This is a genomic window from Roseobacter litoralis Och 149 (genome assembly GCF_000154785.2).
GTDB classification, from domain to species: domain Bacteria; phylum Pseudomonadota; class Alphaproteobacteria; order Rhodobacterales; family Rhodobacteraceae; genus Roseobacter; species Roseobacter litoralis.
The window spans coordinates 4,000,934-4,026,072 of the sequence record NC_015730.1 but is presented as its reverse complement, the minus strand read 5'-3'; the positions used below and the strand labels follow the sequence as shown (position 1 = coordinate 4,026,072).

The 25,139-nt window shown below is 58.0% G+C and carries 23 protein-coding genes, 1 tRNA gene and 1 riboswitch; of the genes, 20 read left to right on the top strand and 4 right to left on the bottom strand.

Annotated features, from left to right (window positions below; all coding sequences use genetic code 11):
• Window positions 1-31 precede the first annotated feature (31 nt).
• The gene (locus RLO149_RS19265; protein WP_148264407.1) at window positions 32-652 is read right to left on the bottom strand and encodes a class I SAM-dependent DNA methyltransferase; all 621 of its coding nucleotides are present in this window, start codon (window positions 650-652) and stop codon (window positions 32-34) included.
• Window positions 653-841: 189 nt separating this feature from the next.
• Between RLO149_RS19265 and RLO149_RS19260 the strand changes: the two genes are divergently transcribed.
• The 12 genes from RLO149_RS19260 (at window position 842) to RLO149_RS19205 (ending at window position 10,380) form a co-directional block, all read left to right on the top strand.
• Window positions 842-1,756 carry a LysR family transcriptional regulator gene (locus RLO149_RS19260; protein ID WP_044025447.1) on the top strand — a complete coding sequence of 305 codons (915 nt, stop codon included), beginning with the start codon at window positions 842-844 and terminating at the stop codon, window positions 1,754-1,756.
• 514 nt (window positions 1,757-2,270) lie between these two features.
• Window positions 2,271-2,374: riboswitch (TPP riboswitch) on the top strand.
• A gap of 57 nt (window positions 2,375-2,431) precedes the next feature.
• Window positions 2,432-3,211, top strand: coding sequence for a bifunctional hydroxymethylpyrimidine kinase/phosphomethylpyrimidine kinase (gene thiD / locus RLO149_RS19255; RefSeq protein WP_013963751.1), 780 nt, complete (start codon window positions 2,432-2,434; stop codon window positions 3,209-3,211).
• Window positions 3,208-4,188 (top strand): FAD-dependent oxidoreductase, encoded by a 981-nt coding sequence (locus RLO149_RS19250; RefSeq protein WP_013963750.1) that lies wholly within the window; start codon window positions 3,208-3,210, stop codon window positions 4,186-4,188. Before thiD ends, RLO149_RS19250 begins: the two co-directional genes overlap by 4 nt.
• On the top strand, window positions 4,166-4,363 hold the full coding sequence (thiS, locus tag RLO149_RS19245) for a sulfur carrier protein ThiS (protein WP_013963749.1): 198 nt from the start codon (window positions 4,166-4,168) through the stop codon (window positions 4,361-4,363). Before RLO149_RS19250 ends, thiS begins: the two co-directional genes overlap by 23 nt.
• Window position 4,364: 1 nt before the next feature.
• Window positions 4,365-5,135 carry a thiazole synthase gene (locus RLO149_RS19240; RefSeq protein WP_013963748.1) on the top strand — a complete coding sequence of 257 codons (771 nt, stop codon included), beginning with the start codon at window positions 4,365-4,367 and terminating at the stop codon, window positions 5,133-5,135.
• Window positions 5,132-5,728 carry a thiamine phosphate synthase gene (locus RLO149_RS19235; RefSeq protein WP_013963747.1) on the top strand — a complete coding sequence of 199 codons (597 nt, stop codon included), beginning with the start codon at window positions 5,132-5,134 and terminating at the stop codon, window positions 5,726-5,728. Before RLO149_RS19240 ends, RLO149_RS19235 begins: the two co-directional genes overlap by 4 nt.
• Window positions 5,725-6,681 carry a HesA/MoeB/ThiF family protein gene (locus tag RLO149_RS19230; protein ID WP_013963746.1) on the top strand — a complete coding sequence of 319 codons (957 nt, stop codon included), beginning with the start codon at window positions 5,725-5,727 and terminating at the stop codon, window positions 6,679-6,681. Before RLO149_RS19235 ends, RLO149_RS19230 begins: the two co-directional genes overlap by 4 nt.
• Window positions 6,682-6,691: 10 nt before the next feature.
• Window positions 6,692-7,627, top strand: a complete 936-nt coding sequence (locus tag RLO149_RS19225; RefSeq protein WP_013963745.1) for an ABC transporter substrate-binding protein — start codon at window positions 6,692-6,694, stop codon at window positions 7,625-7,627.
• A complete protein-coding gene (tenA, locus tag RLO149_RS19220; RefSeq protein WP_013963744.1) occupies window positions 7,624-8,292 on the top strand; it encodes a thiaminase II in 669 nt (222 codons plus the stop codon). Before RLO149_RS19225 ends, tenA begins: the two co-directional genes overlap by 4 nt.
• Window positions 8,289-8,990 (top strand): ABC transporter ATP-binding protein, encoded by a 702-nt coding sequence (locus tag RLO149_RS19215; protein WP_013963743.1) that lies wholly within the window; start codon window positions 8,289-8,291, stop codon window positions 8,988-8,990. The genes tenA and RLO149_RS19215 overlap by 4 nt, the downstream gene beginning before the upstream one ends.
• Window positions 8,987-9,640 carry a TenA family protein gene (locus tag RLO149_RS19210; protein ID WP_013963742.1) on the top strand — a complete coding sequence of 218 codons (654 nt, stop codon included), beginning with the start codon at window positions 8,987-8,989 and terminating at the stop codon, window positions 9,638-9,640. The genes RLO149_RS19215 and RLO149_RS19210 overlap by 4 nt, the downstream gene beginning before the upstream one ends.
• Window positions 9,637-10,380: an ABC transporter permease gene (locus RLO149_RS19205; RefSeq protein WP_013963741.1), complete on the top strand. Its 744-nt coding sequence runs from the start codon at window positions 9,637-9,639 to the stop codon at window positions 10,378-10,380. Before RLO149_RS19210 ends, RLO149_RS19205 begins: the two co-directional genes overlap by 4 nt.
• A 279-nt stretch (window positions 10,381-10,659) precedes the next feature.
• Here RLO149_RS19205 and RLO149_RS19200 read toward each other — a convergent pair whose 3' ends face one another.
• On the bottom strand, window positions 10,660-11,679 hold the full coding sequence (locus tag RLO149_RS19200) for an IS110 family RNA-guided transposase (RefSeq protein WP_013960549.1): 1,020 nt from the start codon (window positions 11,677-11,679) through the stop codon (window positions 10,660-10,662).
• 385 nt (window positions 11,680-12,064) lie between these two features.
• Between RLO149_RS19200 and RLO149_RS19195 the strand changes: the two genes are divergently transcribed.
• The 3 genes from RLO149_RS19195 (at window position 12,065) to RLO149_RS24420 (ending at window position 15,070) form a co-directional block, all read left to right on the top strand.
• Window positions 12,065-13,510 (top strand): IS1182 family transposase, encoded by a 1,446-nt coding sequence (locus tag RLO149_RS19195; protein ID WP_013963740.1) that lies wholly within the window; start codon window positions 12,065-12,067, stop codon window positions 13,508-13,510.
• A 696-nt stretch (window positions 13,511-14,206) separates the two neighbouring features.
• A complete protein-coding gene (locus RLO149_RS19190; RefSeq protein WP_013963739.1) occupies window positions 14,207-14,674 on the top strand; it encodes a YbaK/EbsC family protein in 468 nt (155 codons plus the stop codon).
• Window positions 14,675-14,698: 24 nt separating this feature from the next.
• The gene (locus RLO149_RS24420; protein WP_342626662.1) at window positions 14,699-15,070 is read left to right on the top strand and encodes an EamA family transporter; all 372 of its coding nucleotides are present in this window, start codon (window positions 14,699-14,701) and stop codon (window positions 15,068-15,070) included.
• Between the two features lie 827 nt (window positions 15,071-15,897).
• On the opposite strand, the gene RLO149_RS19180 is transcribed toward RLO149_RS24420, so the two are convergent.
• Window positions 15,898-15,983 (bottom strand) — tRNA-Leu (locus RLO149_RS19180).
• Window positions 15,984-16,148: 165 nt separating this feature from the next.
• On the opposite strand from RLO149_RS19180, the gene RLO149_RS19175 reads away from it, so the two are divergent.
• Window positions 16,149-17,132 (top strand): complex I NDUFA9 subunit family protein, encoded by a 984-nt coding sequence (locus tag RLO149_RS19175; protein WP_013963737.1) that lies wholly within the window; start codon window positions 16,149-16,151, stop codon window positions 17,130-17,132.
• Here RLO149_RS19175 and RLO149_RS19170 read toward each other — a convergent pair.
• On the bottom strand, window positions 17,129-17,932 hold the full coding sequence (locus tag RLO149_RS19170) for an undecaprenyl-diphosphate phosphatase (RefSeq protein ID WP_013963736.1): 804 nt from the start codon (window positions 17,930-17,932) through the stop codon (window positions 17,129-17,131). The genes RLO149_RS19175 and RLO149_RS19170 overlap by 4 nt on opposite strands.
• Window positions 17,933-18,156: 224 nt before the next feature.
• On the opposite strand from RLO149_RS19170, the gene RLO149_RS19165 reads away from it, so the two are divergent.
• The 4 genes from RLO149_RS19165 to gltB all read left to right on the top strand — a co-directional run bounded on the left by RLO149_RS19165 (window position 18,157) and on the right by gltB (window position 25,112).
• On the top strand, window positions 18,157-19,590 hold the full coding sequence (locus tag RLO149_RS19165) for an NAD(P)-dependent oxidoreductase (RefSeq protein WP_013963735.1): 1,434 nt from the start codon (window positions 18,157-18,159) through the stop codon (window positions 19,588-19,590).
• Between the two features lie 130 nt (window positions 19,591-19,720).
• On the top strand, window positions 19,721-20,155 hold the full coding sequence (locus tag RLO149_RS19160) for a GFA family protein (protein ID WP_013963734.1): 435 nt from the start codon (window positions 19,721-19,723) through the stop codon (window positions 20,153-20,155).
• Window positions 20,152-20,586, top strand: a complete 435-nt coding sequence (locus tag RLO149_RS19155) for a GFA family protein (protein WP_013963733.1) — start codon at window positions 20,152-20,154, stop codon at window positions 20,584-20,586. The genes RLO149_RS19160 and RLO149_RS19155 overlap by 4 nt, the downstream gene beginning before the upstream one ends.
• Entirely contained in the window at window positions 20,583-25,112 is a 4,530-nt protein-coding gene (gene gltB / locus RLO149_RS19150) for a glutamate synthase large subunit (protein WP_013963732.1), read from the top strand. The genes RLO149_RS19155 and gltB overlap by 4 nt, the downstream gene beginning before the upstream one ends.
• The last annotated feature ends 27 nt before the right edge of the window (window positions 25,113-25,139 follow it).

Below are 25,139 nucleotides of genomic sequence, written 5' to 3'. Positions count from 1 at the left end.
TCGGTCTCTCAGAATAAGGTGTCGGTCTGCCTCAGGCGGGCTTGCGCGCGACGATAAAGGGGCTCAGTCGGTTCTTTCCGAAGTACCGCGTCTGCTCGATTTCGAACCCGGCCCGGATCAGGTGCCGGGTCAACTCAGCGCTGCTCAAGATGATCACATTAGGCGCGATCCGCACGGCCATGAGCACGCGAACCATGGCTCGCATCCAGCCCGGCGCGTCCTTCAGGCAAACCGTTTTTGAAATGAAGTGACCGCCGGTTTTCATTTGGTGGAATGCTGCATCCAGCACGGTGGGTATGTCATCCACCAGATGCAGCAGGCTGAACGCGCAAATGATCTCGAACGGTTGGCCAGGAATGTGCTGCGCCGCCTCCGCCTGAAGGAATTCCGGTTTTCCCGCGCCATCTCCGCCTGATCGTGATCGGGCGATCCGGATCATCTCGGCAGAGAGGTCGGTTGCGGTCACATGAGCGACGACAGGCGCGATCTTGCTCGCCGTGCCGCCTGTCCCGCAGCCGATTTCAAGAACCCGATCGGTCGGTCGAAGAAGCGCGGTGACGCAATCCAGCTTTTCTTTGTAGGCGGAGACATCAGCGATAGGCTTATTCGCGTACTTGGGCGCATGCCGGTCCCAGAAGGCTTCGGCAGTCATGTCGGCATCCATTGCGTGTTGCACTTCAGGTTTGAAGCAACGCGGATGCGCCAGTCAGAAAAAACTGCGAAGTACATTGTGTCGCTTTCAATGGCTAAGACCGGGTTGATCTCGTTTCGCAGTCGGTATCATCCATGCGCTCGTGAAAGGTCGATTGCCTAAATTCGTCCACCTGCTATACGCTGATGGATGAACTGGCAGGCTATCTCCTTCGATTGGAATCAGGTGCGCGCCTTCCTCGCGACAGCTGAGGAGGGCTCGTTCAGCGGCGCGGCGCGCGTGTTGAAGACAACGCAGCCGACGATAGGACGGCAGATCGGTGCGTTGGAGGAGGCACTTGGCGTGACGCTGGTGGAGCGCAGCGTCCGTGGTCTTACCTTGACGGAAGCAGGGCGCGACCTGATTGATCACACGCGTACCATGGGTGAGGCTGCGACGCTCATCTCGATGGTGGCCGACGGTAAATCACAGGAAGTCTCGGGTGAAGTTACTGTAACGGGCACAGACCTCTTGTCCGCAGCAATCCTGCCCGGCGTACTCAAGCCGTTGCGACAGACGGCGTCCGGCATCCGCGTCCGCATCCATGCATCAAGCGAGATGCAGAATTTGACACAGCGCGAGGCGGACATCGCGATACGCCACGTCCGCCCAGATCAGCCGGACCTGATTGCACGGCATTTGGGCGACTTTCGCGCCAATCTCTATGCCGCGACTGACTATCTTGATCGCGCAGGTCGCCCGCATACGCCGCGTGATGTGGCGACCCTCGATTTCGTCGGAAATGCTGATCCTGAGCGCTTGATGGCCCCGCTGCATAACATGGGCGTGCCCGTTCGCGCAGAGAGCTTTGTGATGTCGAGCGAGAGCGGTGTCGTCGCATGGGAATTGGTAAAAGCGGGCTATGGCGTCTCGATGCAGCCCGAAACGTTAGGTGAGGCTGAACCGGGCTTAGAAAAGGTCTTGTCGGATTTCCCCTCGCTTGAGTTTCCAATCTGGCTGGTTACCCATCGGGAGTTACAGACCAGCCGCCGTATCCGGATCGTATTCGACCTGCTGGCTCGGGGTCTCACGGACGTTGCGAAGCGCCGAGGTAGCGGCGATTGACAGGTATAAATGCGCCGAACCCGGAGCAAGTGAGGTCGCATGGCGGTAATTAAAGCTACGCTTGCGAGAGTTCGTTTTGTGCGATGAGTGCACGTTAATGTTGGAAATGCTGCGCAATCGATCAACGCCGCTCCGGGGAAGCTGCAATACGGCAACGGTTCTCGCGATGAACGGCTGGTTGGGGCCGTTCTCAAAGGCCCTTCATCATTGCGTATCGTCGATGCTGCGAAGGTGCCGACGACAGGTTTGAGCTCGCAGCCGACATGCTAGAATTGTACTGGGTGTGTTTGCAGCGTAAAAAATTCTGCATGCACGAAAAGATCTGCGTTGCGAGGCGGTGCAAAAAGCAGTCATCCGTGTCAGCTTTAGGAAACCGTTTGGTGTCGCGTGACAGAACATAGATGGTCGCGGCCCTTTTTCTCTTTCGAAGATCAATTTCGTAGACATTCAGAACAATTCTCCTGAGATCCTTTTAACCATTTGACGCTTCTGCGCGATCAACTTACACGTAGATCTATATCTGTTGGGGTGCCCTTAACCGGGCTGAGATGCACAAGCTGCGAACCCATTGAACCTGAACCGGTTAGGACCGGCGGAGGGAACAGCTCGCGGAACTCGCATCCGTGATGTCCTGCGCCCTTTAGCTTCCTGACTCTTAAACCGAGGGGCTACGACGTGGTAGCAAAGGCGTTAACGATTGCTGGCTCCGACTCTGGTGGTGGGGCTGGTATTCAGGCCGATCTCAAGGCTTTTTCCGCAATGGGTGTTTATGCTGCTTCTGTTGTGACGGCGGTTACCGCACAGAACACCAATGCTGTCACAGCCATTCATCCGATCCCGGATGAGGTCGTTGCTGCGCAGATAAAAGCCGTTCTGGATGATATCGATATTGACGTGGTCAAGATCGGAATGCTGGGCACACCGTCGCTGATTGCAACGGTGGCGGATGCGCTGGCGGGCTATGATGGGCCAGTTGTGCTTGATCCCGTGATGGTTGCTAAATCAGGCGATACTCTGCTGGCCGATAGCGCGATAAATGCGTTGAAATCTTCACTTTTCGGACGCGCGACCCTGCTTACACCCAACCTACCTGAAGCAGCGAAACTGGTCGGCGAGGGCAGCACGCAGTCGCAGGCGTCCGCCCTTCTCGAACTTGGCGTCGGTGCAGTTTTGATGAAAGGCGGACATGCCGACGCAGAGACCTGCACCGATCATCTTGTCTGGCAAACGGGAACGCAAGCCTTCTCGGCCCCACGAGTGAATACCCGCAACACCCACGGCACGGGATGTTCCTATTCCTCTGCAATCGCTGCGGGCCTGGCGCAGGGTATGGCGTTGAGTGATGCGGTATCGCGTGCGCACACCTGGCTACATCAAGCGATTTTGCGTGCCGATGAATTGCACGTCGGGCGGGGTCATGGGCCCGTTCATCACTTTCATGCGTTTTGGAAGTGAGCGGCCCATTCACCATTCTGGGCGGCGGCGTTTGCGGGTTGGCAGTGGCGGCAGAATTGTCGTCACGCGGCGCGCAGGTCACGCTCATTGATCCCAAAGGCGCGCCGGGCGATCATGCCTGTTCTTGGTGGGCGGGCGGCATGCTGGCGCCCGATTGCGAAGGCGTGAGCGCAGAGCCCGAGATCGTGCGCCAAGGCCGCAAAGCTGCAAGGTGGTGGGAAAGCCAAGGCGGGATTGTACATCACGAGGGCACGCTCGTTGTCGCACTTAATCGCGATCAAAGCGATCTGGCAACTTTTGCGCGCCGCGCGCCGACCGCGACATCGCTGTCAAAAACGCAGATCGCTGAGTGCGAGCCGCTTTTGGCCGAACGCTATTCCAAGGCGCTATTCTTGGCAGATGAGGGACATCTTGACCCTCGCGCGACACTGACCGCGCTGCATGCGCGGTTGGAGCAAAGAGGCGTGGGGTTTGGCGGTAACATCAAAGGTCAGGTGATTGACTGCCGCGGGCTTGCTGCGCGCGATACCCTCACAGATTTGCGCGGCGTGAAGGGCGAGATGCTTGTGGTCCGCTGCCCCGACGCGACGCTGTCGCGCCCCGTCCGACTGCTTCATCCGCGATTCCCGCTGTATATCGTGCCGCGTGGCGACAGTGTCTTCATGTTGGGCGCGACCCAGATCGAAACCGGCGAACGCGGGCGCGCGACGCTGCGGTCTGTTATGGAATTGATGAATGCGGCCTACGCCCTGCACCCCGCTTTTGGTGAGGCAGAGCTGTTGGAAATTGGCGTTGATGCGCGCCCTGCCTTTCCAGACAACCAACCGCGCATCCGGCGGATTGGTGATGTGATTTATGTAAATGGTCTGTTTCGGCACGGTTTTCTGCTTGCACCTGCAGTGGCGCAGATGACCTCGGACCTGTTGCTAAAGGGCAAGATACCGGAGGTTTGGTATGAAGATCATCGTGAACGGTGAAGCACTTGAGACCGGCGCGCTCACACTGGTCGCGCTCTTGGATGCCCTGGGGAAGGGTGAGGCCAAGGTGGCCACCTCGCTCAACGAGACGTTCGTGTCCAAGCATCAGCGCGCAGAACATACTCTGCAAGAGGGGGACCGCGTTGAAATCGTGGCCCCTCGACAAGGAGGATAGAATGCCCACTTTCTACGGCACAGAAGTGACATCCCGGCTGATGCTGGGCACCGCGCAATACCCGTCGCCCGCAATTTTGGCGGATGCTTTTCGCCGCTCGGACGCAGGGATTGCCACGGTTTCAGTGCGGCGCGAGGCGGGTGGTGATCAGGCGGGGCAGGATTTCTGGGCGTTGATCCGGGATCTGGGTGTCGCCGTGCTTCCCAACACCGCAGGCTGTTATTCGGTGCGCGAGGCCGTGACCACTGCCCAGATGGCCCGCGAGTTGTTCGACACCAACTGGATCAAGCTTGAGGTCATCGGCCACGCCGACACCTTGCAACCTGATCCCTTCGGGCTTCTCGAAGCAGCCGCACAACTGGCCGAGGACGGGTTTGAAGTGTTCCCTTATTGCACCGAAGACTTGGTGCTGTGCGAGCGGCTGGTTGAGGTCGGCTGCAAGGTTTTGATGCCATGGGGCGCGCCCATCGGCACCGGCTTGGGCCTGAATAATATCTACGGTCTGCGCAGCCTGCGCGCCCATTTTCCCGATACGCCACTGGTCGTGGATGCAGGTCTTGGACTGCCCTCCCATGCGGCCCAAGCGATGGAATTGGGCTATGACGCGGTTTTGTTGAACACAGCCGTTTCAAAAGCGGGCGATCCAGCGGCGATGGCGCGCGCCTTTGCTCTGGCGGTCGAAGCAGGCGCGCTGGCCGCCGGTGCTGATCCCATGGATGCACGCGACATGGCGGCGCCGTCCACGCCCGTCTTTGGAAAGGCCATGCTATGACGCTGCCCCGCTTTTACCCGATCTTTGATGATGTGGCCTGGCTGCGGCGCATGCTGCCCTTGGGGGTCAAGCTCGTGCAACTGCGCATCAAAGACCAGCCGCAAGATGCACTGCGCGCCCAACTGACCGAAAGCCGCGAGTTGTGCCGTGCCCATAGTGCACTGCTGGTGGTCAATGATCACTGGCAGCTGGCCATTGATCTGGATTGCGACTGGGTGCATTTGGGTCAGGAAGACCTTGATGCGGCCGATGTGGCGGCGATCCGTTCCGCCGGACTTAAGCTTGGGATTTCGACCCATGACAAAGCCGAACTGGCACGCGCGCTGGAGTTGAAACCAGACTATGTTGCACTGGGGCCGATCTATCCGACGATCCTGAAAAAGATGAAATGGCATCAGCAGGGCGTTGAGAAGCTCAGCGAATGGAAAGACCGTGTGGGCGATATCCCTCTTGTCGCCATCGGCGGGATGAGCACGGACCGCGCACCGGGGGCATTTGACGCCGGGGCGGATGTTGTCTCGGCCGTTACGGACATTACGCTGCACGACGATCCAGAGGGCCGCGTCAGGGAATGGCTGGAGGTCTGCGGATGAGCCGCTATGCCCGCCAGACTGCGGTACTGGGACATGCCGCGCAGGATAAGCTGGCAGGGTCGTCTGTCCTCGTTATCGGTGGCGGCGGTCTGGCCGCCCCTGTGATGCAATACCTCGTGGGTGCGGGTGTCGGCCAAATCCGAATTGCGGATGCAGATGTCATAAGCCTGTCCAACCTGCACCGCCAAACGTTGTTTCGCGAGACTGACATCGGCTTGCCAAAAGTCGATGTGGTCGCAAAGGCGATGGCTGCATTAAACCCTGACACGACCATTGAACCCATTCGCCAGCGCGTCGATCCAGCCAATATTGCAACCCTTTGCGAGGGTATGACACTGATCCTGGATTGTGCAGACAGTTTCGCGGTCAGCTATATCGCGTCTGATTATTGCCTTGGGACAGGTCAGCCCCTCGTCAGCGCCAGCGTCGTGGGCCGCGACGGTTATGTCGGTGGCTTTTGTGGCGGCAAACCGGGGTTGCGCGCGGTTTTTCCCGATCTGCCGGGTCAGCTTGGGTCTTGTGATACAGACGGCGTACTGGGGCCAAGTGTCGGTGTGATCGGCAGCCTTCAGGCGCAGATGGCGATCGCAGTCCTGACGGGCGATCTGCACGTCTTGGGGCAGCTTGTAACCTTTGACGCGGGCGGGATGCGGTTTGGGGGCTTCCGCTTTGACACGGCATCAGACCCTGCGCCCAATCCCGCCTTTATCGCCCCGCGCGACATCGCCGTGACTGATTTTCTGATCGACCTGCGCGCGAAAGATGAAAAGGGGCCAATCCTACCGCGGGCAACGCGCCATGCCGTGTCCGATTTTGGGCCACATGGCCCCACACCTGACGCAAACCAACGTGCCGTTCTGGCCTGTCGGTCAGGCCTGCGTGCCTGGCAGGCGGCGGACCGGCTTTCACAACACTGGCAGGGCGAGATCAAACTTCTCGCTCTCGGAGAGTAAGGAAACCCCTATGAAATACCTCATCACCGCAGCGGCGCTATGTGTCGCGACACCAGCCTTCGCTCAAGACAAGATGACCCTGCTGCTGGATTGGTTCATCAACCCCGATCACGGTCCGATCATCGTGGCCGAAGAGCTGGGCTATTTCGCCGATCAAGGCCTTGAGGTCGAGATCATCCCCCCCGCTGATCCATCAGCCCCGCCGAAACTCGTGGCGGCTGGCCAAGGTGACATCGCCGTCAGCTACCAACCCAGCCAACATCTGCACGTGGCCGAAGGTCTGCCGCTGATCCGTGTGGGCACTTTGGTGGCAACGCCGCTCAACTGCCTGTTGGTTCTGAAAGACGGCCCCATCAAGGAGATCAGCCAGCTCAAGGGCGGCACAATCGGTTTTTCCGTGGCGGGCGTCGAAGAGGCGGTTCTAAGTGCGATGCTGGGTCGCCACGGTGTCACGCTGGATGATGTCGAGATGGTCAATGTGAACTTCTCGCTCAGCCCGTCGTTGATGTCGGGTCAGGTTGACGCGGTCATCGGAGCCTACCGCAATTTTGAGCTGAACCAGATGGAGATTGAGGGCGTTGAGGGGCGCTGTTTTTATGTCGAGGAAGAGGGCGTACCGACCTATGACGAATTGATCTACGTGGCGAACCCAGACCGGATGGATACCGATCAGATTCGCCGCTTTTTGCGTGCGACGGAACTGGCGACACAATATATCGTCAATAACCCGCAGGCATCGTGGGAGCTGTTCAAAGGCTACGCGCCTGAGCTGGACGACGAACTGAACGCAAAGGCGTGGGGTGACACGCTGCCCCGTTTCGCATTGCGCCCTGAAGCGCTGGATGAAGGGCGCTACACACGGTTCGAAGCGTTTCTTGCCGAGAGTGGTCTGGTTGAGGGCACGCGCCCTGTCTCGGCCCTTGCCGTCGATCTGGGGGCAGAATGACCTACGGTAAAACCTTCGCGGCCTTGCGGGATAACACGCCTGTCTGGCCCGCCTATACCCGTCATGCATTTGTGCAGGGCTTGGGCGACGGTACGCTGCCTCACGCCGCCTTCCTGCATTATCTGAAACAGGATTACGTCTTTCTGATCCACTTTTCGCGCGCTTGGGCTCTGGCGGTGACCAAGGCGGATACGGTCGCGGAAATGCGTTTGGCTGCTGGTACGGTGAACGGGTTGATCAATGAGGAACTCGCCCTGCATGTCACAATCTGCGCAGAGGCTGGGATTGATGAGGCGACGCTGTTTGCCACGCAGGAACGGCAGGAAAATCTGGCGTACACCCGCTATGTTCTGGATGCGGGCCATTCCGGCGATCTGTTGGACTTGCTGGCGGCTTTGGCCCCTTGTGTCATGGGCTACGGTGAAATCGGCACGCATTTGGCCGCCACCAAGACTTCTGACACCTACGCCGACTGGATCGACACCTATGCCAGTGCCGAGTATCAGCAGGTTTGCCAGGATGTGGGCGTGCTGATTGATGGGGCAGTTGCGCGGCGCATCGGCAATGATCCGGCGACCAGCCCCCGTTGGGCCAGTCTTCAGGCGCGGTTCGCGATGGCGACACAGCTGGAGGTCGGGTTTTGGGATATGGGACTTGATCCGTGAACCAGCCCTTGCGAATGACAGGATCGGCGACGATCGACGGCACGCCGATCTTTACGCAGCTCGACTTGACCCTGACACCGCACAGCTGGACCTGCCTTTTGGGAGCAAGCGGGGTGGGCAAATCCACGGTACTGCGCCTCTTTGCGGGGCTGGCCGATGGCATTACCTTTGACGGGAGCCTCAGCGATCCCGGTCGCGTTGCCATGATGGCACAGCAAGATTTGTTGATGCCCTGGCTGAGCGTGTTGGACAATGTCATGCTTGGTGCGCGATTGCGGAGGGAGCGTCCAGACAAGGACCGAGCCCGCGACATGCTTGTTCAAGTGGGCTTGGCAGATCATGCTGACAAACTGCCACGCGCTCTGTCAGGCGGCCAACGTCAACGGGTGGCATTGGCCCGTACCTTGATGGAGGACCGCGCGGTTGTGTTGCTGGACGAACCGTTTTCAGCGCTCGACGCGCTGACCCGTGCGCAGATGCAGGAACTGACAGCAGAGCTGTTGACCGGCCGCACAGTGTTGCTGGTCACCCATGACCCGAATGAAGCTGCGCGATTGGGCCAGAAAATCCTCATCATGACCCCATCAGGCCTTGTGGAGGTTGCTGCCCCCCACACCACCATTCCGCGCGATATCTACGCACCGGATGTCGTGCGCACGCAAACAGATCTGTTTGATCAACTTCGGAGACCGACATGAGCGCAACACAATATCTGCAATCGCTTGTGGCACAGGATTGGCACGCCGCTACACATCACGCGTTCACCAATGCCTTGGCCGATGGGACCCTGAGCCGTGAAAAGATGGCAGGTTATTTGCAACAGGACTACCAGTTCATCGACGGGTTTGTGCGGCTTTTGGCATCCGCCGTGGCCCATGCGCCCACACTGCAAGATGCCGTGCCCGGCGCGCAATTTCTAGGCGTGATCTGCGGCCCGGAAAACACCTATTTTCTGCGATCTGCACAGGCCTTGGAGATTTCGCTGAGTGCGCCGGCAGCCCCTGAGACGATCGCGTTTCAACAGCTGATGGATCAAGCCCGCCGCTCGGGCCGCTATGAGATTATGCTGTCGGTTCTCGTGGTTGCCGAATGGATTTATCTTGATTGGGCCACCCCGGTTGAAGGCTGCGCAGATGATCTGCCGTTTTGGCTGGGTGAGTGGATAAGCCTGCACTCAGGCGATGGATTTGCGCAGGTCGTCGCCTATTTGCGCGATCAACTGGATATTGTTTGGGAGGCGCTTGACGATGACGCCCGCGAAAATGTCACTGCGACCTTCACTGAAGCGGTGCGTTTGGAGCGCGCGTTCTTTGACGCCTCCTGGGCTGGCTTTGTGGTCGCAAAATGACCGGATGGCGGGCAGGCCTGGCGGCGACATGTCTGGTGTTGGTGCTCTGGCAGACGGTGATCTGGGCCACGGGTGTCGCCCGTTTCATCTTGCCGCCCCCTGCGCTGGTCGGGCAGACAATCTGGGAAAGCCGCGCACTTCTGACGGAGCATGCGTTGGTCACGATGGCCGAAGTGCTCATCGGCCTCATGCTGGGTGCCGCACTTGGGTTTGTGTCAGCCATCGGGCTGGTCGCATCCCCAACGGCACGCGCGCTGGTGCGTCCTATCTTGGTGTTCAGCCAAGCAGTGCCGGTGTTTGCATTGGCACCTATCTTGACCCTTTGGCTGGGCTTCGGTCTTTGGTCCAAGGTCACGATGGCCATAATCATCATTTACTTTCCCGTCACGTCGTCCTTTTTTGACGCCCTGATGCGCACGAACCGCGACTGGATCGGTTTGGCCAAGGTGATGGGCGCAAGTCCTGCGCGCATTATGTGGCACATCAGGATTCCCGCAGCCTTACCAGGATTTGCATCCGGCTTGAGGCTCGCGGCGGTTTACGCCCCCATCGGTGCGATCATTGGTGAATGGGTCGGTGCCTCAAAGGGCTTGGGGTATCTTATGCTTTTGGCCAATGGCCGGGCCAAAACAGACCTTATGTTTGCCGCCCTGATCGTGCTTGCAGTTCTGACGGTCCTGCTGCACGCAGCCGTGAATAAACTGTGCGAAAAGACATTGGACCGCCCGGAAGGGCCTTGATCGGCTCATATTGAAAGCCGAATTCGTTAACAAGTCCTGTGTGGATAGCTCCTGCATAGCAAGACATATTTGAAGTAATTTCGCACTGGTCAGAAGCAGACGTGTGTCCGGCCTGTTTGCGCGGCACTCGTAGCCGCCGGCCCTGATGGTTTCCGCGACCAAGTCCCAAACGGCTTATCGAACAACAATGTGTCCTGGACATTCGACGGGGTGTCTTGGTTGGCGGGCTGACTGTGCGCCATCATTTCGTAGGTCTTGCTGTCTCGGGTGTTCCTTTTGTTAGGCTGTGTGAGGCCGGTAGTATTCGTTCTTGGTTAACACCGCCCAGACAATTCGAGCAGTCTTGTTTGCCATTGCAACGGTCGCCAGTCGAGCAGGTTTGCGCTCAAGAAGGCCGATAGCCCATGGATCGACGCGGTCAGGATTCACTTTCATTTGCCGCAATCTCGCTGTCATCCCGGTCACCAAAAGACGCCGAATGTATCGGTCACCCATTTTTGTGATCCGTCCTAATCGTTCTTTTCCGCCACTCGACATGTTCAGAGGTGTGAGCCCCAGCCACGCTGCAAATTGTCGACCATTCTTAAACTGTTTTGCGTCGCCGATAGTGGCAACAATGGCGGACGCGGTCACAGGGCCAACGCCTGGGATCGTGCGCAACAGCATAACGCGTTTGTCCAGTTTCGAATGAAGTCGCATGCGCATCTCGTACCAGCGGAACCGGAGATGCATAGCGACAAGTTGGTGGCTAAGTTGTTTCAGAACATCAATTGCGATTTGCGGAAGGGCGGGCTTTTCTCCCTCCAGAACACCTTTGGCGTATTTGACTGCGGCTCCGGTTCCTTGTGGAATGATGACACCAAACTCGGCGAGCAAACTGCGAAGCATGTTGCTGAGTTGTGTTCGTTGCCTGACGATCAAATCGCGCGCACAATGCAGGAACAAGACGGCCTGCTGTTCCTCGGATTTGGGCGCAACAAACCGCATCGTCGGGCGTGTCACCGCTTCACATATAGCTTCGGCATCATTCGCGTCAGATTTGCCGCGTTTGACATAGGGCTTCACATAATTGGCTGGGATCAAGCGAACATCGTGCCCAAGCTTGGTCAGTTCTCGCGCCCAATAGTGGCTGGACCCGCATGCCTCCATGCCGATCAAACAGGGCTCCAGATTGATGAAGAACTGCATGAGTTGTGCGCGCCGGATCGCTCGATTGAAGACAACCTCCCCATCCTCAGTAATTCCGTGAACCTGAAAAACATGTTTGGCCAGATCGATACCGATTGTTGTAACTTGCATTGGGTAGCTCCTTTCATAGCAGTGATAGACAACTGCAGTATGGCGCATTGCGACGCCGGGTGGAGCAGGAGCTATCCACACCATCCGCTTGTGTATGCTGCTTCAGCGAAAATGGAAAAGCCAAAGGCAACTCTCCCCACTCTCCTATGATCGATCCCGGTTACGGCGAAAGATCCATTTGGAATCCACCAGTATTGCCATGGTTGAACGTCCCTTCTTGGCAAATTTGCCGCTCAGCAAAAGTTCTCGCCCCGAGTTGCATAAGGCTTCTGCGCCAGCAGTAGCTGCACCTGCACAAGTCCGCTGTGCGGAGAGGCTGTGTGAAAACTCCCCCATTTTGACCGGACTGATGGTATAATTTTCGTATTCGATACGGAGGTTGTTGATGACGCAATTTATCGAGGGTCTGGACCGGCAGCAGAGGATGTTGCTGCCCGAATGTCTGGACGATTATGTTGATGAGAACAGTCCTGTCCGCGCCATTGATGCCTTTATAGACCTGCTTGATCTTGCGGTGCTGGGCTTCAATGCGATGCCAGCGGCAACTGGACGGCCTGGCTATCATCCTGGCTTGTTGCTTCGGATTTATCTCTACGGGTATTTGAACCAGATCCAGTCATCGCGTCGCCTGGAGCGCGAGTGCGGTCGCAATCTGGAACTTGTCTGGCTGACGGGTCGGTTGAAGCCGGACTTCAAGACGATTGCAGACTTTCGGAAAGATAACGGCCCCGCGATCCGCAAGGTGTGCCAGCAGTTTGTCGCGCTCTGCCGCAACATGAACCTGCTCGATGGGGATGTGGTTGCCATTGACGGTAGTCGGTTCAAGGCGCTGAACTCCAAGGCCAAGAATTACACGCGCGGTAAGCTGCGCCAGAAGTTGGGTGAGATTGACAAGGCAATCGAGCGCTATTTGGGTGAGTTGGATCGCGCCGACGAAGTGTTTGAACAGACCGGCACGGTGCTGCCAGAGGCCCGCATGGAGCGCACTCTACGCAAGCTGGAGCATCTGCAAAAGGAGGCGGTGCGCTACAGATCAATCGAGCAGCGCATGGATGAGACCGGCGAAACCCGAGTCTCACTTAGTGATCCTGATGCCCGATCCATGGCAACAACGGCCCGGATGCCCCGCATTGTCGGTTACAATGTTCAAACGGTCGTCGAAGCCAATCACCACCTGATCGTTGCGCATCAAGTAACAATGCTTGGGTTCGACCGGGATGCCTTGTCGATGATGGCCGCGGCAGCAAACGATGTCATGACGACAGATCAGCTCACAGCAATCGCGGATAAAGGTTATTACAAGAGCGAGGAAATTGTTGCCAGCGAAGAGGCTGGTATCTCGGTTGTCGTTCCCAAACCAATGACATCGAACGCCGCTGCGCGCGGTCAGTTTGACAAGGCTGACTTCACATATGACAGCGACAAGGATGTCTATGTCTGCCCGGCAGGCAAGCAGCTGACCTACAGATTTACCGGCCAGCAAGACGGCAAAGCTATCAGATCATATTGGTCGGGAGCCTGCGCCGATTGCGTCATCAAGGACAAATGCACGGCCAGCAAGGAACGGCGCGTGCGTCGATGGGAGAAAGAGGATGTGCTTGAGCGGGTGCAAGAAAGGTTGGACGCAGACCCAGCCCAACTGGCCGTCCGCAGCATGACCGTCGAGCATCCTTACGGCACGATCAAATCTTGGATGGGGGCGACACACTTCAAGATGAGACGGTTGAAAAATGTCGCCACCGAGATGTCGCTGCATGTGCTCGCCTACAACATGACCCGCGTCATGAACTTGATAGGCATCCCGGCAATGATCGCGGCGATGAAGGCGTAAGGGGTATCGTTCGGCTTGAAATTAGCCTCGAGAACGCCGGGGTGAGCCGGAGATTGCCTCAGCCGCCTTCTCAACCCATCTAAGTAGTGGAAATGACGATGCCGAGCCAAAATGCCCAAAAAAACACCGAACGCTCACGCCGACACCACAATCAACAGAGTTTCCACACAGCCTCTCCGCGAACTGTTGTTTGACTTGAACTCTGATTTCGTAGTCGCAGCGAATGAGGCCAGCGCGCCATGCACTTGAGGCTGGTCTGATGCGCTTCGACATCTCTGGGTTTCGATCCGCTGTACGCAATGCTTTGTAGGCAAGGCAGATGAGACAGGCTGCGCCAGTCAACCGCACTTAGGTCATCACATCGCTCATCTGGGCCATAATTGCCGCCAGCCCATAGGCAGTCGCCGTTGAAAGGACAATGGAGGCGCACACGATGCTGAAAGCTGTAACGAGAGAAGGAAATCAGCCTTGGCGCGTTGCAATGGCCAGAATTAACTTGACGGAAACTGCCCACGCTAGTGATGCGAAAGCTTGAGCACAGAAAACCGCAAGATCGAGCAAGCCAGAAGCTGTTGAGCAATGATATCGTCGAAATTCAATGTGGGTCGCTCATTGGTGACCGATAGCATATTATTAATGAGACGGTCCGTTGATGATCGCCGTCGCTTGTTTTCGCGCAAACCGTAGGGAGGTCAAATGTCAAAGAGTGTCAAACGTGTAACTGAAGCAGCGCAAATACTAGGTCTGAATATATCGATTCAAACGATGCCTGATTCAACCAGAAGCGCTGCCGACGCGGCCAATGCTTGTAATTGTGAAGTCGGTCAGATTGTGAAGTCTTTGATTTTTAAGGGTGAGAACTCCAACGCACTCAAATTGGTTCTTTTGGGTGGTCATCACGATCTCGATCTGAAGAAAGCAAAGGAAATCTTCGGCGAACCGTTGACGCGCGCTGATCCAAAGCGTGTACGGTCTGAGACGGGTTTTGCCATTGGTGGCGTTGCACCAATTGGACACCTTGAGACACCTGAGACGTGGATTGATGCGAATCTGCTCAATCACAAGCAAGTCTGGGCTGCCGCAGGCACTCCAAACTCGGTCTTCAGCGTTGACCCCGAGCACCTGATGCGGGCGATTAACGCCCAAATATTCACAAACTCATAGTCCTGAGAGACGAACACCGCCGCCCTGCTCTTCATTGCGGTGCTGATTTGGGGAACAAGCTGCGTTGCGATAGCGCTTCAAATTGGTCCCGTATCGGTCGGCGTTTCAGTCTTCTATCCAATGACATTAGCGGCGCCGCTTCTGTTCGCAACCCTCGCAGCCACTAAACGGCTCATGTTGCCTGCCCCATGGTGGTTTGTGATCCTTTTAGCGATCTGCTTGTTCAGTCTGAACTTCGTCGCGCTACGCAACGCGGCGGCCCTTATACCTTCTGGACTGCTGTCGGTTGTGTTTTCGCTGGCTTCAATCTTCAACGCAGTGAACGCACGTATGCTCTTTGCGGAGAAAACCCCTTTTCGGGTCTTTAACCGCTCGGTTGTGGACGGGTTATTGTAGTCTCGGAGGCCAAGTTCAAGGCCACCGAAATCAATGACCCTTCCGAGCATTCCCAGCTCTTTTTTTGACCGATAAGGGAGCGACCTTTTCCCGTTGCCACCTTGCTTTTCCCGGAGATGACATGTGGTCACGAACCTTTCGTGCATGCACTCGCGATATGTCCGACAGCGGCTTCATCTATGAAAGCCCTGCCGCGTCAGCCAAACGCAACACGCGTTCGTGGCGAACGATTGCAGCGAGATGATCACGTACAGAGCCACCATCCGGTCTCTCTTTTTACATAAATCTCATAGGCATCTTGAAGCGCGTAGGCTGGCGGGGTCCAATGCGGACTTAGTAAAGCTTGCACAAGCGGTTGTTTGCGGTCGCCCGAAAAAACCACTCGCTCCGACAGCGTCTTTAGCGCGTCTTTTTGTCTGAAAGTCTCAATTTCATCGTGGGCTTCATCAGTGTTTACTAAGCCAGACACACCAGCGGTCGTCCGCTCTACTTCTTTTAGAGCAGCCTGTCACGCAACCCAAGGCGTCATTTTAGGTGTTGGAGCTTTGACTCCAGCGATCTCGGTGTCAATTTTTGCAACAATTGAAGCGTACTTCCGCATTAAGTCTTTGATCTGAACTTGCGTGGATCACCTCTTTTCGCTCAGTCTTACCGAGCGCCTTGTGAGCAGCGGCGGGGATGCGCTTGCGGTATTCCCACTTCCCTTACCGAGTTCTGTCAAACCTTTTATCTTCAACGTCACGCCCTTATTTTGGACCTGAATGTGGAACCTAGGATGCAGTTATCGACCAAGTTGCGTTTGACATATGAGGGATTTCTAGTGATTTTGGTGCCCAGGAGAGGACTCGAACCTCCACACCCTTGCGAGTACTAGCACCTGAAGCTAGCGCGTCTACCATTCCGCCACCTGGGCAGGTGTCGTTGAGACGGCTGTTAATCTGATCGGCTTTAGGTGTCAAACGAAAACTGATGGCACAGGCGTGTTCGCGGGATATGCCAGAGATGCGCCTATTTGCGCCTTGTCTCACCCTCTCTGCAGGGGTAGTTCTAGCCAATAATCTGATCAAAGAGGCACGCAATGTCAAAGCTGGTTACGATCTATGGCGGTTCCGGGTTCATAGGGCGCTACATCACTCGGCGTATGGCCAAAGCGGGATGGCGGGTCCGGGTTGCCGTAAGGCGGCCTAATGAAGCTATGTTTGTGAAGCCTTATGGTGTCGTTGGTCAGGTTGAGCCGGTTCTGTGTAACGTCCGCGATGATGCGTCGGTGCGGGATGTGATGATGGGGGCGGATGCTGTTGTGAACTGCGTTGGAATACTGGCGGAGGACAGCAAGAATACTTTTGACACGGTTCAGGCCGAAGGCGCCGAACGCATCGCGCGGATCGCCGCCGAAGAGGGTATCGCGAAAATGGTGCATATTTCAGCCATCGGAGCTGACGCGCATTCAGACAGCGACTATGCCCGCACGAAAGCGTTGGGGGAAGCGGGTGTTTTGCAACATATTCCGGCCGCTGTGATCCTGCGTCCCTCCATCGTTTTTGGCGCTGAAGACCAGTTCTTTAACCGTTTCGCTGATATGACCAAGCTCGGTCCTGTTTTGCCAGTTGTCAGCGCGGATACCCGGTTTCAGCCGGTTTATGTCGATGATGTGGCGCAGGCCGCTGAAAAGGCTTTGACCGAAACGGTGGCGCCGGGCGTGTACGAGTTGGGCGGGCCAGATGTCTGCTCTTTCCGCGCGTTGATGGAGCTTATGCTTGAGACGATACACAGGCGTCGGTTGATCGTGAACATCCCGTTTTTTGCGGCCCGGATTATGGGGTTCACATTTGACATGATCCAAACGGCTTCTCTCGGATTGATAAAGAACGGAATGATCACGCGGGACCAAGTGAAAAACCTTGCCCGTGACAACGTCGTTTGCGAGGGTCAGCGTGGGTTCGACGCGCTTGGCATTGAGCCTGCGACGATGGTGTCTGTTTTGCCAGAGTATTTATGGCGGTTCCGCCCGTCGGGACAGTACGACGCGATCAAGAAATCTGCCAAGAACCTGCGGTCTTAGCTGTAGGCGTAAACCAGCAGGATGATGCCGAGGATCACCCGGTAAACAACGTATGGTGTGAAGCTGACGCTCTTTAGCAGACGCATCATCAGGGCTAGCGCCAGTAGCGCCGACACAAAAGCAAGCACCGCTGCAAATGCGCCATCCTTTGCCATCTGCCAGTCCGCCTCGCCAATGACATCCGCGCCGAGCAGAGCGCCGGATGCGATTATCGTGGGAATGGACATCAGCATTGCCAGCTTTGCCGCCCCTTCGCGTCCATAGCCCAAACGCCGCGCTGCGGTGATCGTGATGCCCGAGCGTGATGTGCCGGGAATCAGGGACAAGATCTGTGCAAGGCCCATGGCAAAGGCATCCTTCAGCGTCCAGCCGCTGGCGGTGCGCGTCGATGCACCAGTTCTGTCCGCCCAATAGAGAACAAGACCAAAGCCAAGCATGGTCCACCCGATCACGGCCACGGATCGCATCATTTCGTCAAGGCCGGTCAGCTTTATGATAAGGCCCGCGATCATGACGGGGATGGTCGCGATGATAAGGCAGAGCGCGAGGAATGCGCCTTGCGTGTCGACCTTGCCCTGCGCGAGCCTGAGGGAGCCTGCGGCAGCTATACGCACATCGCTCCAGAAATACAGGATGACCGCCAAGAGGGATCCGACATGGACGGCCACGTCAATCGCCAGGCCCTGATCAGGCTGTCCGGTCAGGGCGGGTAGCAGTACCAGATGGCCCGAAGAGCTGACGGGCAAAAACTCCGTCAGACCCTGAATCGCGGCGACAAGAATAAGGTGGAAAAGGGTCATATGGGTAATCCGCTGCCTGCGTGCGTGCAAGGCTGGTATAAGGGCAGGGAATCAAATGAAAAGTCTCAATTTAGGTCCGAAACGGACACAAAAAACTAAATAATTTGGATTCGATTTCATTTTTCAGGTGCTTTTTGTAAAACTAGGTAAGTAATACTGACTTTATTTCCGATTTGAGTTGGCGTATGGGTGCACTTCGGAAATCGTTGTGGAGCATCATCCTTATGGCCAGTCAGCAGATGTTGAAGTTTGTCACTGTAGAGCGCGGCATGCCTGAAAAGCGTGAAGCAGACGCGCGGCGTGAAGACTTCAAGGAAATATATGCGGAATATGCTGACGCCAAGGCCAAGGAGCAGTCCAGCCGGTGCAGCCAGTGCGGTGTGCCCTATTGCCAGACGCATTGCCCGCTGCACAACAACATCCCCGACTGGCTGCGCCTGACCGCCGAAGGCCGCCTGCGGGAAGCCTATGAAGTCAGTCAGGCCACCAACACATTCCCCGAGATTTGCGGTCGCATTTGCCCACAGGATCGCCTGTGTGAAGGCAATTGCGTAATTGAGCAATCCGGCCATGGCACCGTGACCATCGGGGCTGTGGAAAAATACATTACCGATACGGCGTGGGAAGAAGGTTGGGTTCTGCCAATTTCGCCCCCGCGCGAGCGGACCGAATCCGTGGGCATCATCGGCGCGGGTCCGGGCGGGCTGGCGGCAGCGGATGTGCTGCGCCGGGCCGGGGTGCAGGTCACGGTTTATGACCGGTACGACCGGGCGGGCGGCTTGCTGACCTATGGCATTCCGGGGTTCAAGCTGGAGAAAGACGTGGTGATGCGCCGCAACAAGCAGCTGGAGCTTGGCGGGATCACCTTTGAGCTGAATTGCACGGTGGGCGAAGACGTCTCTTTTGAAGATATCCGCACCAAGCATGATGCGGTCATCATTGCCACTGGCGTCTATAAAACAAGGGAGATCGAAGCCCCCGGCGTGGGCGCGCAGGGCCTTGTGCGCGCGATTGATTTCCTGACGGCGAGCAACCGCAAGAGCTTTGGCGATGCGGTGCCGGAATTCGATGATGGCACGCTGAATGCCGAGGGCAAGCGCGTCGTCGTCATCGGGGGCGGCGACACGGCGATGGACTGCGTGCGCACGTCTGTGCGTCAGGGGGCGACGTCGGTCAAATGCCTTTATCGCCGTGACCGCGCGAATATGCCGGGATCCCAGCGCGAGGTTCAGAACGCCGAGGAAGAGGGCGTTGTTTTCGAATGGCTCTCCGCGCCGAAAGGGTTTGTCGGCGACCCGGTGACGGGTGTGATGGTGCAGAAGATGCGTCTGGGTGCGCCCGATGCCACCGGACGGCAGGCCCCGGAAGTGATCGAGGGGGCCGACTATGTCGAGGAGGCCGACATCGTCATCATGGCGCTGGGCTTTGAGCCTGAGGATTTGCCGGCACTTTGGGATCAGCCGGAATTGCCGGTCACGCGCTGGGGCACGATCAAGGCGGCCTTTACGACGGGTGAGACCGATCTTGACGGCGTCTATGCGGTTGGGGACATCGTGCGCGGCGCGAGCCTCGTGGTCTGGGCGATCCGTGACGGGCGCGATTGCGCCGAAGCGATCCTGCAAAAGCTGGACGCAGGCGCGCAGATCGCAGCGGAGTAAAGCGACGAAATGCACCATCGGTATCATGTCGGTGTTGCGTCGGTATCACGTCGGTGCGCTTGGCGGTGTAAGGATTTGGCAAGGACAGCAAGGCTGACCTTTGACGGAAACGTAACGGGAATATCCAGAAATGGGCGATAAACAGAAGATTGACGGTCAATGCCTGTGCGGCGCGGTGAAGATCGCGGCGGTTGTTGATGCACCCACGTTGGTGGCCTGTCATTGCGGCATGTGCCAGCGCCAGAACGCTGGGCCCTATATCTCCATCATGACGGAGCAGGCGGGGACCGAGGCCAGCGGCCCGATCAAGGTTTTCAAATCGTCCGACTGGGCGGAGCGGGCGTTTTGCGGCACCTGCGGTTCGACCCTCTGGTACGGCACGGTGCATGACGGTGCGCGGTATTTGTCGTCGGGGTTGTTCCCGGATGCGGCGGGTGCCCCGCTGACGCTTGAGTATTTTTCGGACAATTGCCCGCAAGGTTATGCATTCACAGGCGATCACCGGCGCATGACGGAGGCCGAGACGATTGCGGCCTTTACCGAAGGCGGAGAGCCGGGCGCATGAGCACAGACCATCTGACAGGGCAATGCCTGTGCGGCGCGGTGCAGATCACCGTCGTGGGCGCGCATGATCCGCGCCCCGGTGCCTGCCATTGTCGCATGTGCCAGCGTTGGAACGGCGGCGTGTTCATGTGTTTCGAGGCGCAGGCCGAGGCGGTAACGGTCACGGGGGATGTGGCGCGCTATGCCTCGTCCGACTTTTCGGAGCGCGCATTTTGTCCGCGCTGCGGGTCGCATTTGTGGATGCGCGACACGGATACGCCGGGCACCGCCTATGAGTTGATGCCGGGCCTGTTTGATGCGGCGCGCGACTGGACCATGCGGTCAGAAATTTATGTGGACGGCGCGATTGCGACGCTCACCGGGGATCATCCGCGCGCAACCGGCGCGGAATACGAAGCAAAGAACAGATTTGTCGAGGGAGACGTAAAATGACTTATGATGACGCATGGGTAGCCCGCGAAGAAGCAAAACGCGCCTATATGGCGGAAAACGGGCTGTATTCCGAAGCGGAAGAGCATTCGTCCTGCGGGGTCGGGTTGGTCGTTTCCGTGGATGGCAAACCCAGCCGCGAGGTCGTTGAAAACGGGATCAAGGCGCTCAAGGCGATCTGGCACCGGGGGGCCGTCGATGCGGATGGCAAGACCGGCGATGGCGCGGGCATTCATGTGCAGATCCCGGCGCCGTTTTTCTATGATCAGGTGCGCCGCACGGGCCACCAGCCCAAGACGGAATTGCTGATGGCGGTTGGGCAGGTGTTTCTGCCGCGCACGGATTTCGCCGCACAAGAAACCTGCCGGACCATCGTGGAAACCGAAGTGTTGCGGATGGGGTATTACATCTATGGCTGGCGTCACGTGCCGGTCAATATCTCGGTGCTGGGCGAAAAGGCGAATGCGACGCGGCCCGAGATCGAGCAGATTTTGATTTCCAACATCAAAGGGGTGGACGAAGAGACATTCGAGCGCGAGCTTTATGTCATACGCCGCCGTATTGAAAAGGCGGCGGCGGCAGCACAGGTGCCGACGCTGTATATTGCGTCCATGTCCTGCCGGTCGATCATCTACAAGGGGATGATGCTCGCCGAGCAGGTGGCGGAGTTTTACCCCGACCTGATGGATGAGCGGTTCGAGAGCGCATTCGCGATCTATCACCAACGGTATTCGACCAACACCTTCCCGCAGTGGTGGCTGGCGCAGCCGTTCCGGATGCTGGCCCATAACGGGGAGATCAACACGCTGAAGGGCAATCTGAACTGGATGAAGAGCCATGAGATTCGCATGGCATCGTCGACCTTTGGGGAGATGGCAGAGGACATCAAACCGATTGTGCCTGCGGGGTCCAGCGACAGTGCGGCGCTTGATGCGGTGTTTGAGGTGCTGGTGCGCGCCGGGCGCAGTGCGCCGATGGCCAAGACCATGCTGGTGCCGGAAAGCTGGTCCAAGCAGGCGGTGGAATTGCCGCAGAGCTGGCGCGACATGTATTCCTATTGCAACTCGGTGATGGAGCCGTGGGACGGGCCTGCGGCGTTGGCCATGACGGATGGGCGCTGGGTCTGTGCGGGGCTGGATCGCAACGGGCTGCGGCCCATGCGCTATGTGGTGACCAATGATGGCATGCTGATCGCTGGGTCCGAGGCGGGCATGGTGCCGCTGAACGAGGCGAATGTGGTGGAAAAGGGCGCATTGGGTCCGGGTCAGATACTGGCCGTGGACATGCGCGAGGGGCGGCTGTTTCATGACACGGAGATCAAGGACAAGTTGGCGGCAAACCAGCCCTTTGGCGAGTGGGTCGGCAAGATCAAGGATCTGGATGAGGCGCTGACCGGCGTGACGGAAACCACCATCTTTGCGGGCAATGAACTGCGCCGCCGGCAAGTTGCGGCAGGCTACAGCATTGAAGAAATTGAACAAATTCTGGCACCTATGGTGGAGGATGCCAAGGAAACACTGGCGTCAATGGGGGATGATACGCCCTCGGCGGTGTTGTCCAAACAGTACCGCCCGCTGAGCCATTTTTTCCGTCAGAATTTCAGTCAGGTCACCAACCCGCCGATTGACAGTTTGCGCGAATACCGGGTGATGAGCCTCAAGACGCGGTTCGGGAACCTCAAGAACGTGCTGGATGAGGACAGCAGCCAGACGGAGATCATCACGCTGGACAGCCCGTTCGTGGGCAATGCGCAGTTTGATACGCTGGTGAGCCATTTCAACGCCGAGCTGGTGGAGATTGACTGCACCTTCGAGGAGGGGCGCGGCACCCTTGATGCAGGGCTGAAGCGTATCCGGGCGGAGGCCGAAGACGCGGTGCGTTCGGGGGCCGGGCATATCGTGCTGACCGACCACATGAGTGACGCCACAAAGGTCGGCATGCCGATGATCCTCGCGACCTCGGCGGTGCACAGCCATCTGGTGCGGCAGGGGCTGCGGACGTTCTGTTCGCTGAATGTGCGCTCGGCGGAATGTATCGATCCGCATTACTTTGCGGTGCTGATCGGGGCGGGCGCGACCATCGTGAACGCCTATCTGGCAGAGGACACGGTCGCGGACCGGATCGAGCGCGGGTTGATTGACGGCACGCTGACCGAGGCGGTGGCGCGCTATCGCTATGCGATTGATCAGGGTCTGTTGAAGATCATGGCCAAGATGGGGATCTCTGTGATTTCTTCCTATCGGGGGGGGCTGAACTTTGAAGCGGTGGGCCTGAGCCGCGCGATGTGTGCGGAATATTTCCCCGGCATGACCAGCCGGATCAGCGGCATCGGCATTCACGGCATCCAGCACAAGGTCGAAGAGGTGCATGCCAAGGGATGGGCAGGCATCGGGTCCGTCCTGCCCATCGGCGGCTTTTACAAAGCACGCCAGTCCGGCGAGACCCACGCCTGGGAAGCGACGTCGATGCATATGATGCAGACGGCGTGCAACACCGCATCCTATGCGATGTGGAAACAGTATTCGGCCAAGATGCAGAGCAACCCGCCGATCCATTTGCGCGACCTTCTTGACGTAAAGCCATTGGGCAAACCGATCCCGTTGGAAGAGGTGGAAAGCATCACTTCCATACGCAAGCGTTTCGTGACGCCGGGCATGAGCCTTGGCGCGTTGAGCCCGGAGGCGCATAAAACGCTGAACGTGGCGATGAACCGGATCGGCGCGAAATCCGACAGTGGTGAGGGCGGCGAAGACCCGGCACATTTCGTCCCCGAACCCAATGGCGACAACCCGTCGGCCAAGATCAAGCAGGTCGCCTCCGGGCGTTTCGGCGTGACGGCGGAATACCTCAACCAATGCGAAGAGCTTGAGATCAAGGTCGCGCAGGGGGCCAAGCCGGGCGAGGGCGGGCAATTGCCGGGGATGAAGGTCACGGACCTGATTGCGCGGCTGCGTCATTCGACCAAGGGCGTGACGCTGATTTCGCCGCCGCCGCACCACGACATCTATTCCATCGAGGACTTGGCGCAGCTGATCTATGACCTCAAGCAGATCAATCCGCGCTGCAAGGTGACGGTGAAGCTCGTTGCCTCCTCCGGGGTTGGCACGATTGCGGCTGGTGTGGCCAAGGCCAAGGCGGATGTGATCCTGATTTCGGGTCACAACGGGGGCACGGGTGCCTCGCCTGCGACCTCGATCAAATACGCAGGGCTGCCGTGGGAAATGGGTCTGACCGAAGCGCATCAGGTGCTGGCGATGAACAACCTGCGCGAGCGTGTGACCCTGCGCACCGATGGGGGTTTGCGCACAGGCCGCGATATCGTGATGGCGGCTATGCTGGGGGCCGAGGAATACGGCATCGGCACCGCAGCCCTGATCGCGATGGGGTGCATCATGGTGCGGCAGTGCCAGTCCAACACATGCCCCGTCGGGGTTTGTACGCAGGATGAAGCGCTGCGCGACAAGTTCACCGGCAATGCGGATAAGGTCGTGAACCTCATCACATTCTATGCAAGCGAAGTGCGTGAAATTCTGGCGCAGATCGGGGCGCGCAGCCTTGATGATGTGATCGGGCGCGCGGATTTGCTGACGCAGGTCAGCCGGGGGTCGGCGCATCTGGATGATCTGGATCTGAACCCGCTGTTGATCACGGTCGATGGGGCGGCGGATATCGTCTATGACCGTGCCAGAGCGCGCAATGCGGTGCCCGATACGCTGGATGCCGAAATCGTGCGCGATGCGCAGCGTTTTCTGGAGGATGGCGAAAAGATGCAGCTGTCCTATGCCATTCAGAACACGCACCGCACCGTGGGCACACGCACCTCAAGCCACATCGTCAAGAAATTCGGGATGCGCAACAGCCTGCAGCCGGATCACCTGACGGTCAAGCTGAGCGGGTCGGCGGGCCAGTCGCTCGGGGCTTTTGCGGCACCGGGGCTGAAGCTGGAAGTGTCCGGGGATGCCAATGACTATGTGGGCAAGGGGCTGTCCGGTGGCCGGATTGTTGTGCGCCCGCCCATGGCCTCGCCGATTGTGGCCGGGGAGAATACGATCATCGGCAATACCGTGCTCTATGGTGCGACGGATGGCTATCTGTTTGCGGCCGGGCGCGCAGGCGAGCGGTTTGCGGTGCGCAATTCGGGTGCCAAGGTGGTGATTGAGGGCTGCGGATCGAACGGCTGCGAATACATGACCGGCGGCGTGGCCGTGATCGTTGGGGACATCGGCGCGAACTTTGGTGCGGGGATGACCGGGGGCATGGCGTATTTGTATGACCCCGACGGCAAGGCACCGGCGTTGATGAATATGGAAACGCTCGTGATCTGCCCGGTGGCCGAAGGTCATTGGCTTGCGGAGTTGCGCGGGCTGCTTGAGATGCATCTGGCGGAAACCGGCAGCCGCCGCGTTGGCGATATCCTGCAACATTGGGATATCGAAAAGCAGCATTTCCTGCAGATTTGCCCCAAGGAGATGCTGGTCCATCTGCCTGCCCCTCTGGCATTGGAAGAAGGCGCGATCCCGGCGGAATAATTGATGCCGCTGCGCGGTTCACAAGCC

Coding starts and splice junctions, on each gene's coding strand:
- RLO149_RS19195 (WP_013963740.1), top strand. CDS start 12,065: ATGACGCAATTTATCGAGGGTCTGGACCGGCAGCAGAGGATGTTGCTG.
- RLO149_RS19225 (WP_013963745.1), top strand. CDS start 6,692: ATGAAATACCTCATCACCGCAGCGGCGCTATGTGTCGCGACACCAGCC.
- RLO149_RS19155 (WP_013963733.1), top strand. CDS start 20,152: ATGAGCACAGACCATCTGACAGGGCAATGCCTGTGCGGCGCGGTGCAG.
- RLO149_RS19260 (WP_044025447.1), top strand. CDS start 842: ATGAACTGGCAGGCTATCTCCTTCGATTGGAATCAGGTGCGCGCCTTC.
- RLO149_RS19190 (WP_013963739.1), top strand. CDS start 14,207: ATGTCAAAGAGTGTCAAACGTGTAACTGAAGCAGCGCAAATACTAGGT.
- RLO149_RS19265 (WP_148264407.1), bottom strand. CDS start 652: ATGACTGCCGAAGCCTTCTGGGACCGGCATGCGCCCAAGTACGCGAAT.
- RLO149_RS19200 (WP_013960549.1), bottom strand. CDS start 11,679: ATGCAAGTTACAACAATCGGTATCGATCTGGCCAAACATGTTTTTCAG.
- RLO149_RS19210 (WP_013963742.1), top strand. CDS start 8,987: ATGAGCGCAACACAATATCTGCAATCGCTTGTGGCACAGGATTGGCAC.
- RLO149_RS19160 (WP_013963734.1), top strand. CDS start 19,721: ATGGGCGATAAACAGAAGATTGACGGTCAATGCCTGTGCGGCGCGGTG.
- tenA (WP_013963744.1), top strand. CDS start 7,624: ATGACCTACGGTAAAACCTTCGCGGCCTTGCGGGATAACACGCCTGTC.
- RLO149_RS19165 (WP_013963735.1), top strand. CDS start 18,157: ATGGCCAGTCAGCAGATGTTGAAGTTTGTCACTGTAGAGCGCGGCATG.
- RLO149_RS19170 (WP_013963736.1), bottom strand. CDS start 17,932: ATGACCCTTTTCCACCTTATTCTTGTCGCCGCGATTCAGGGTCTGACG.
- RLO149_RS19240 (WP_013963748.1), top strand. CDS start 4,365: ATGCCCACTTTCTACGGCACAGAAGTGACATCCCGGCTGATGCTGGGC.
- gltB (WP_013963732.1), top strand. CDS start 20,583: ATGACTTATGATGACGCATGGGTAGCCCGCGAAGAAGCAAAACGCGCC.
- RLO149_RS19175 (WP_013963737.1), top strand. CDS start 16,149: ATGTCAAAGCTGGTTACGATCTATGGCGGTTCCGGGTTCATAGGGCGC.
- RLO149_RS19235 (WP_013963747.1), top strand. CDS start 5,132: ATGACGCTGCCCCGCTTTTACCCGATCTTTGATGATGTGGCCTGGCTG.
- RLO149_RS19230 (WP_013963746.1), top strand. CDS start 5,725: ATGAGCCGCTATGCCCGCCAGACTGCGGTACTGGGACATGCCGCGCAG.
- thiS (WP_013963749.1), top strand. CDS start 4,166: ATGAAGATCATCGTGAACGGTGAAGCACTTGAGACCGGCGCGCTCACA.
- RLO149_RS19205 (WP_013963741.1), top strand. CDS start 9,637: ATGACCGGATGGCGGGCAGGCCTGGCGGCGACATGTCTGGTGTTGGTG.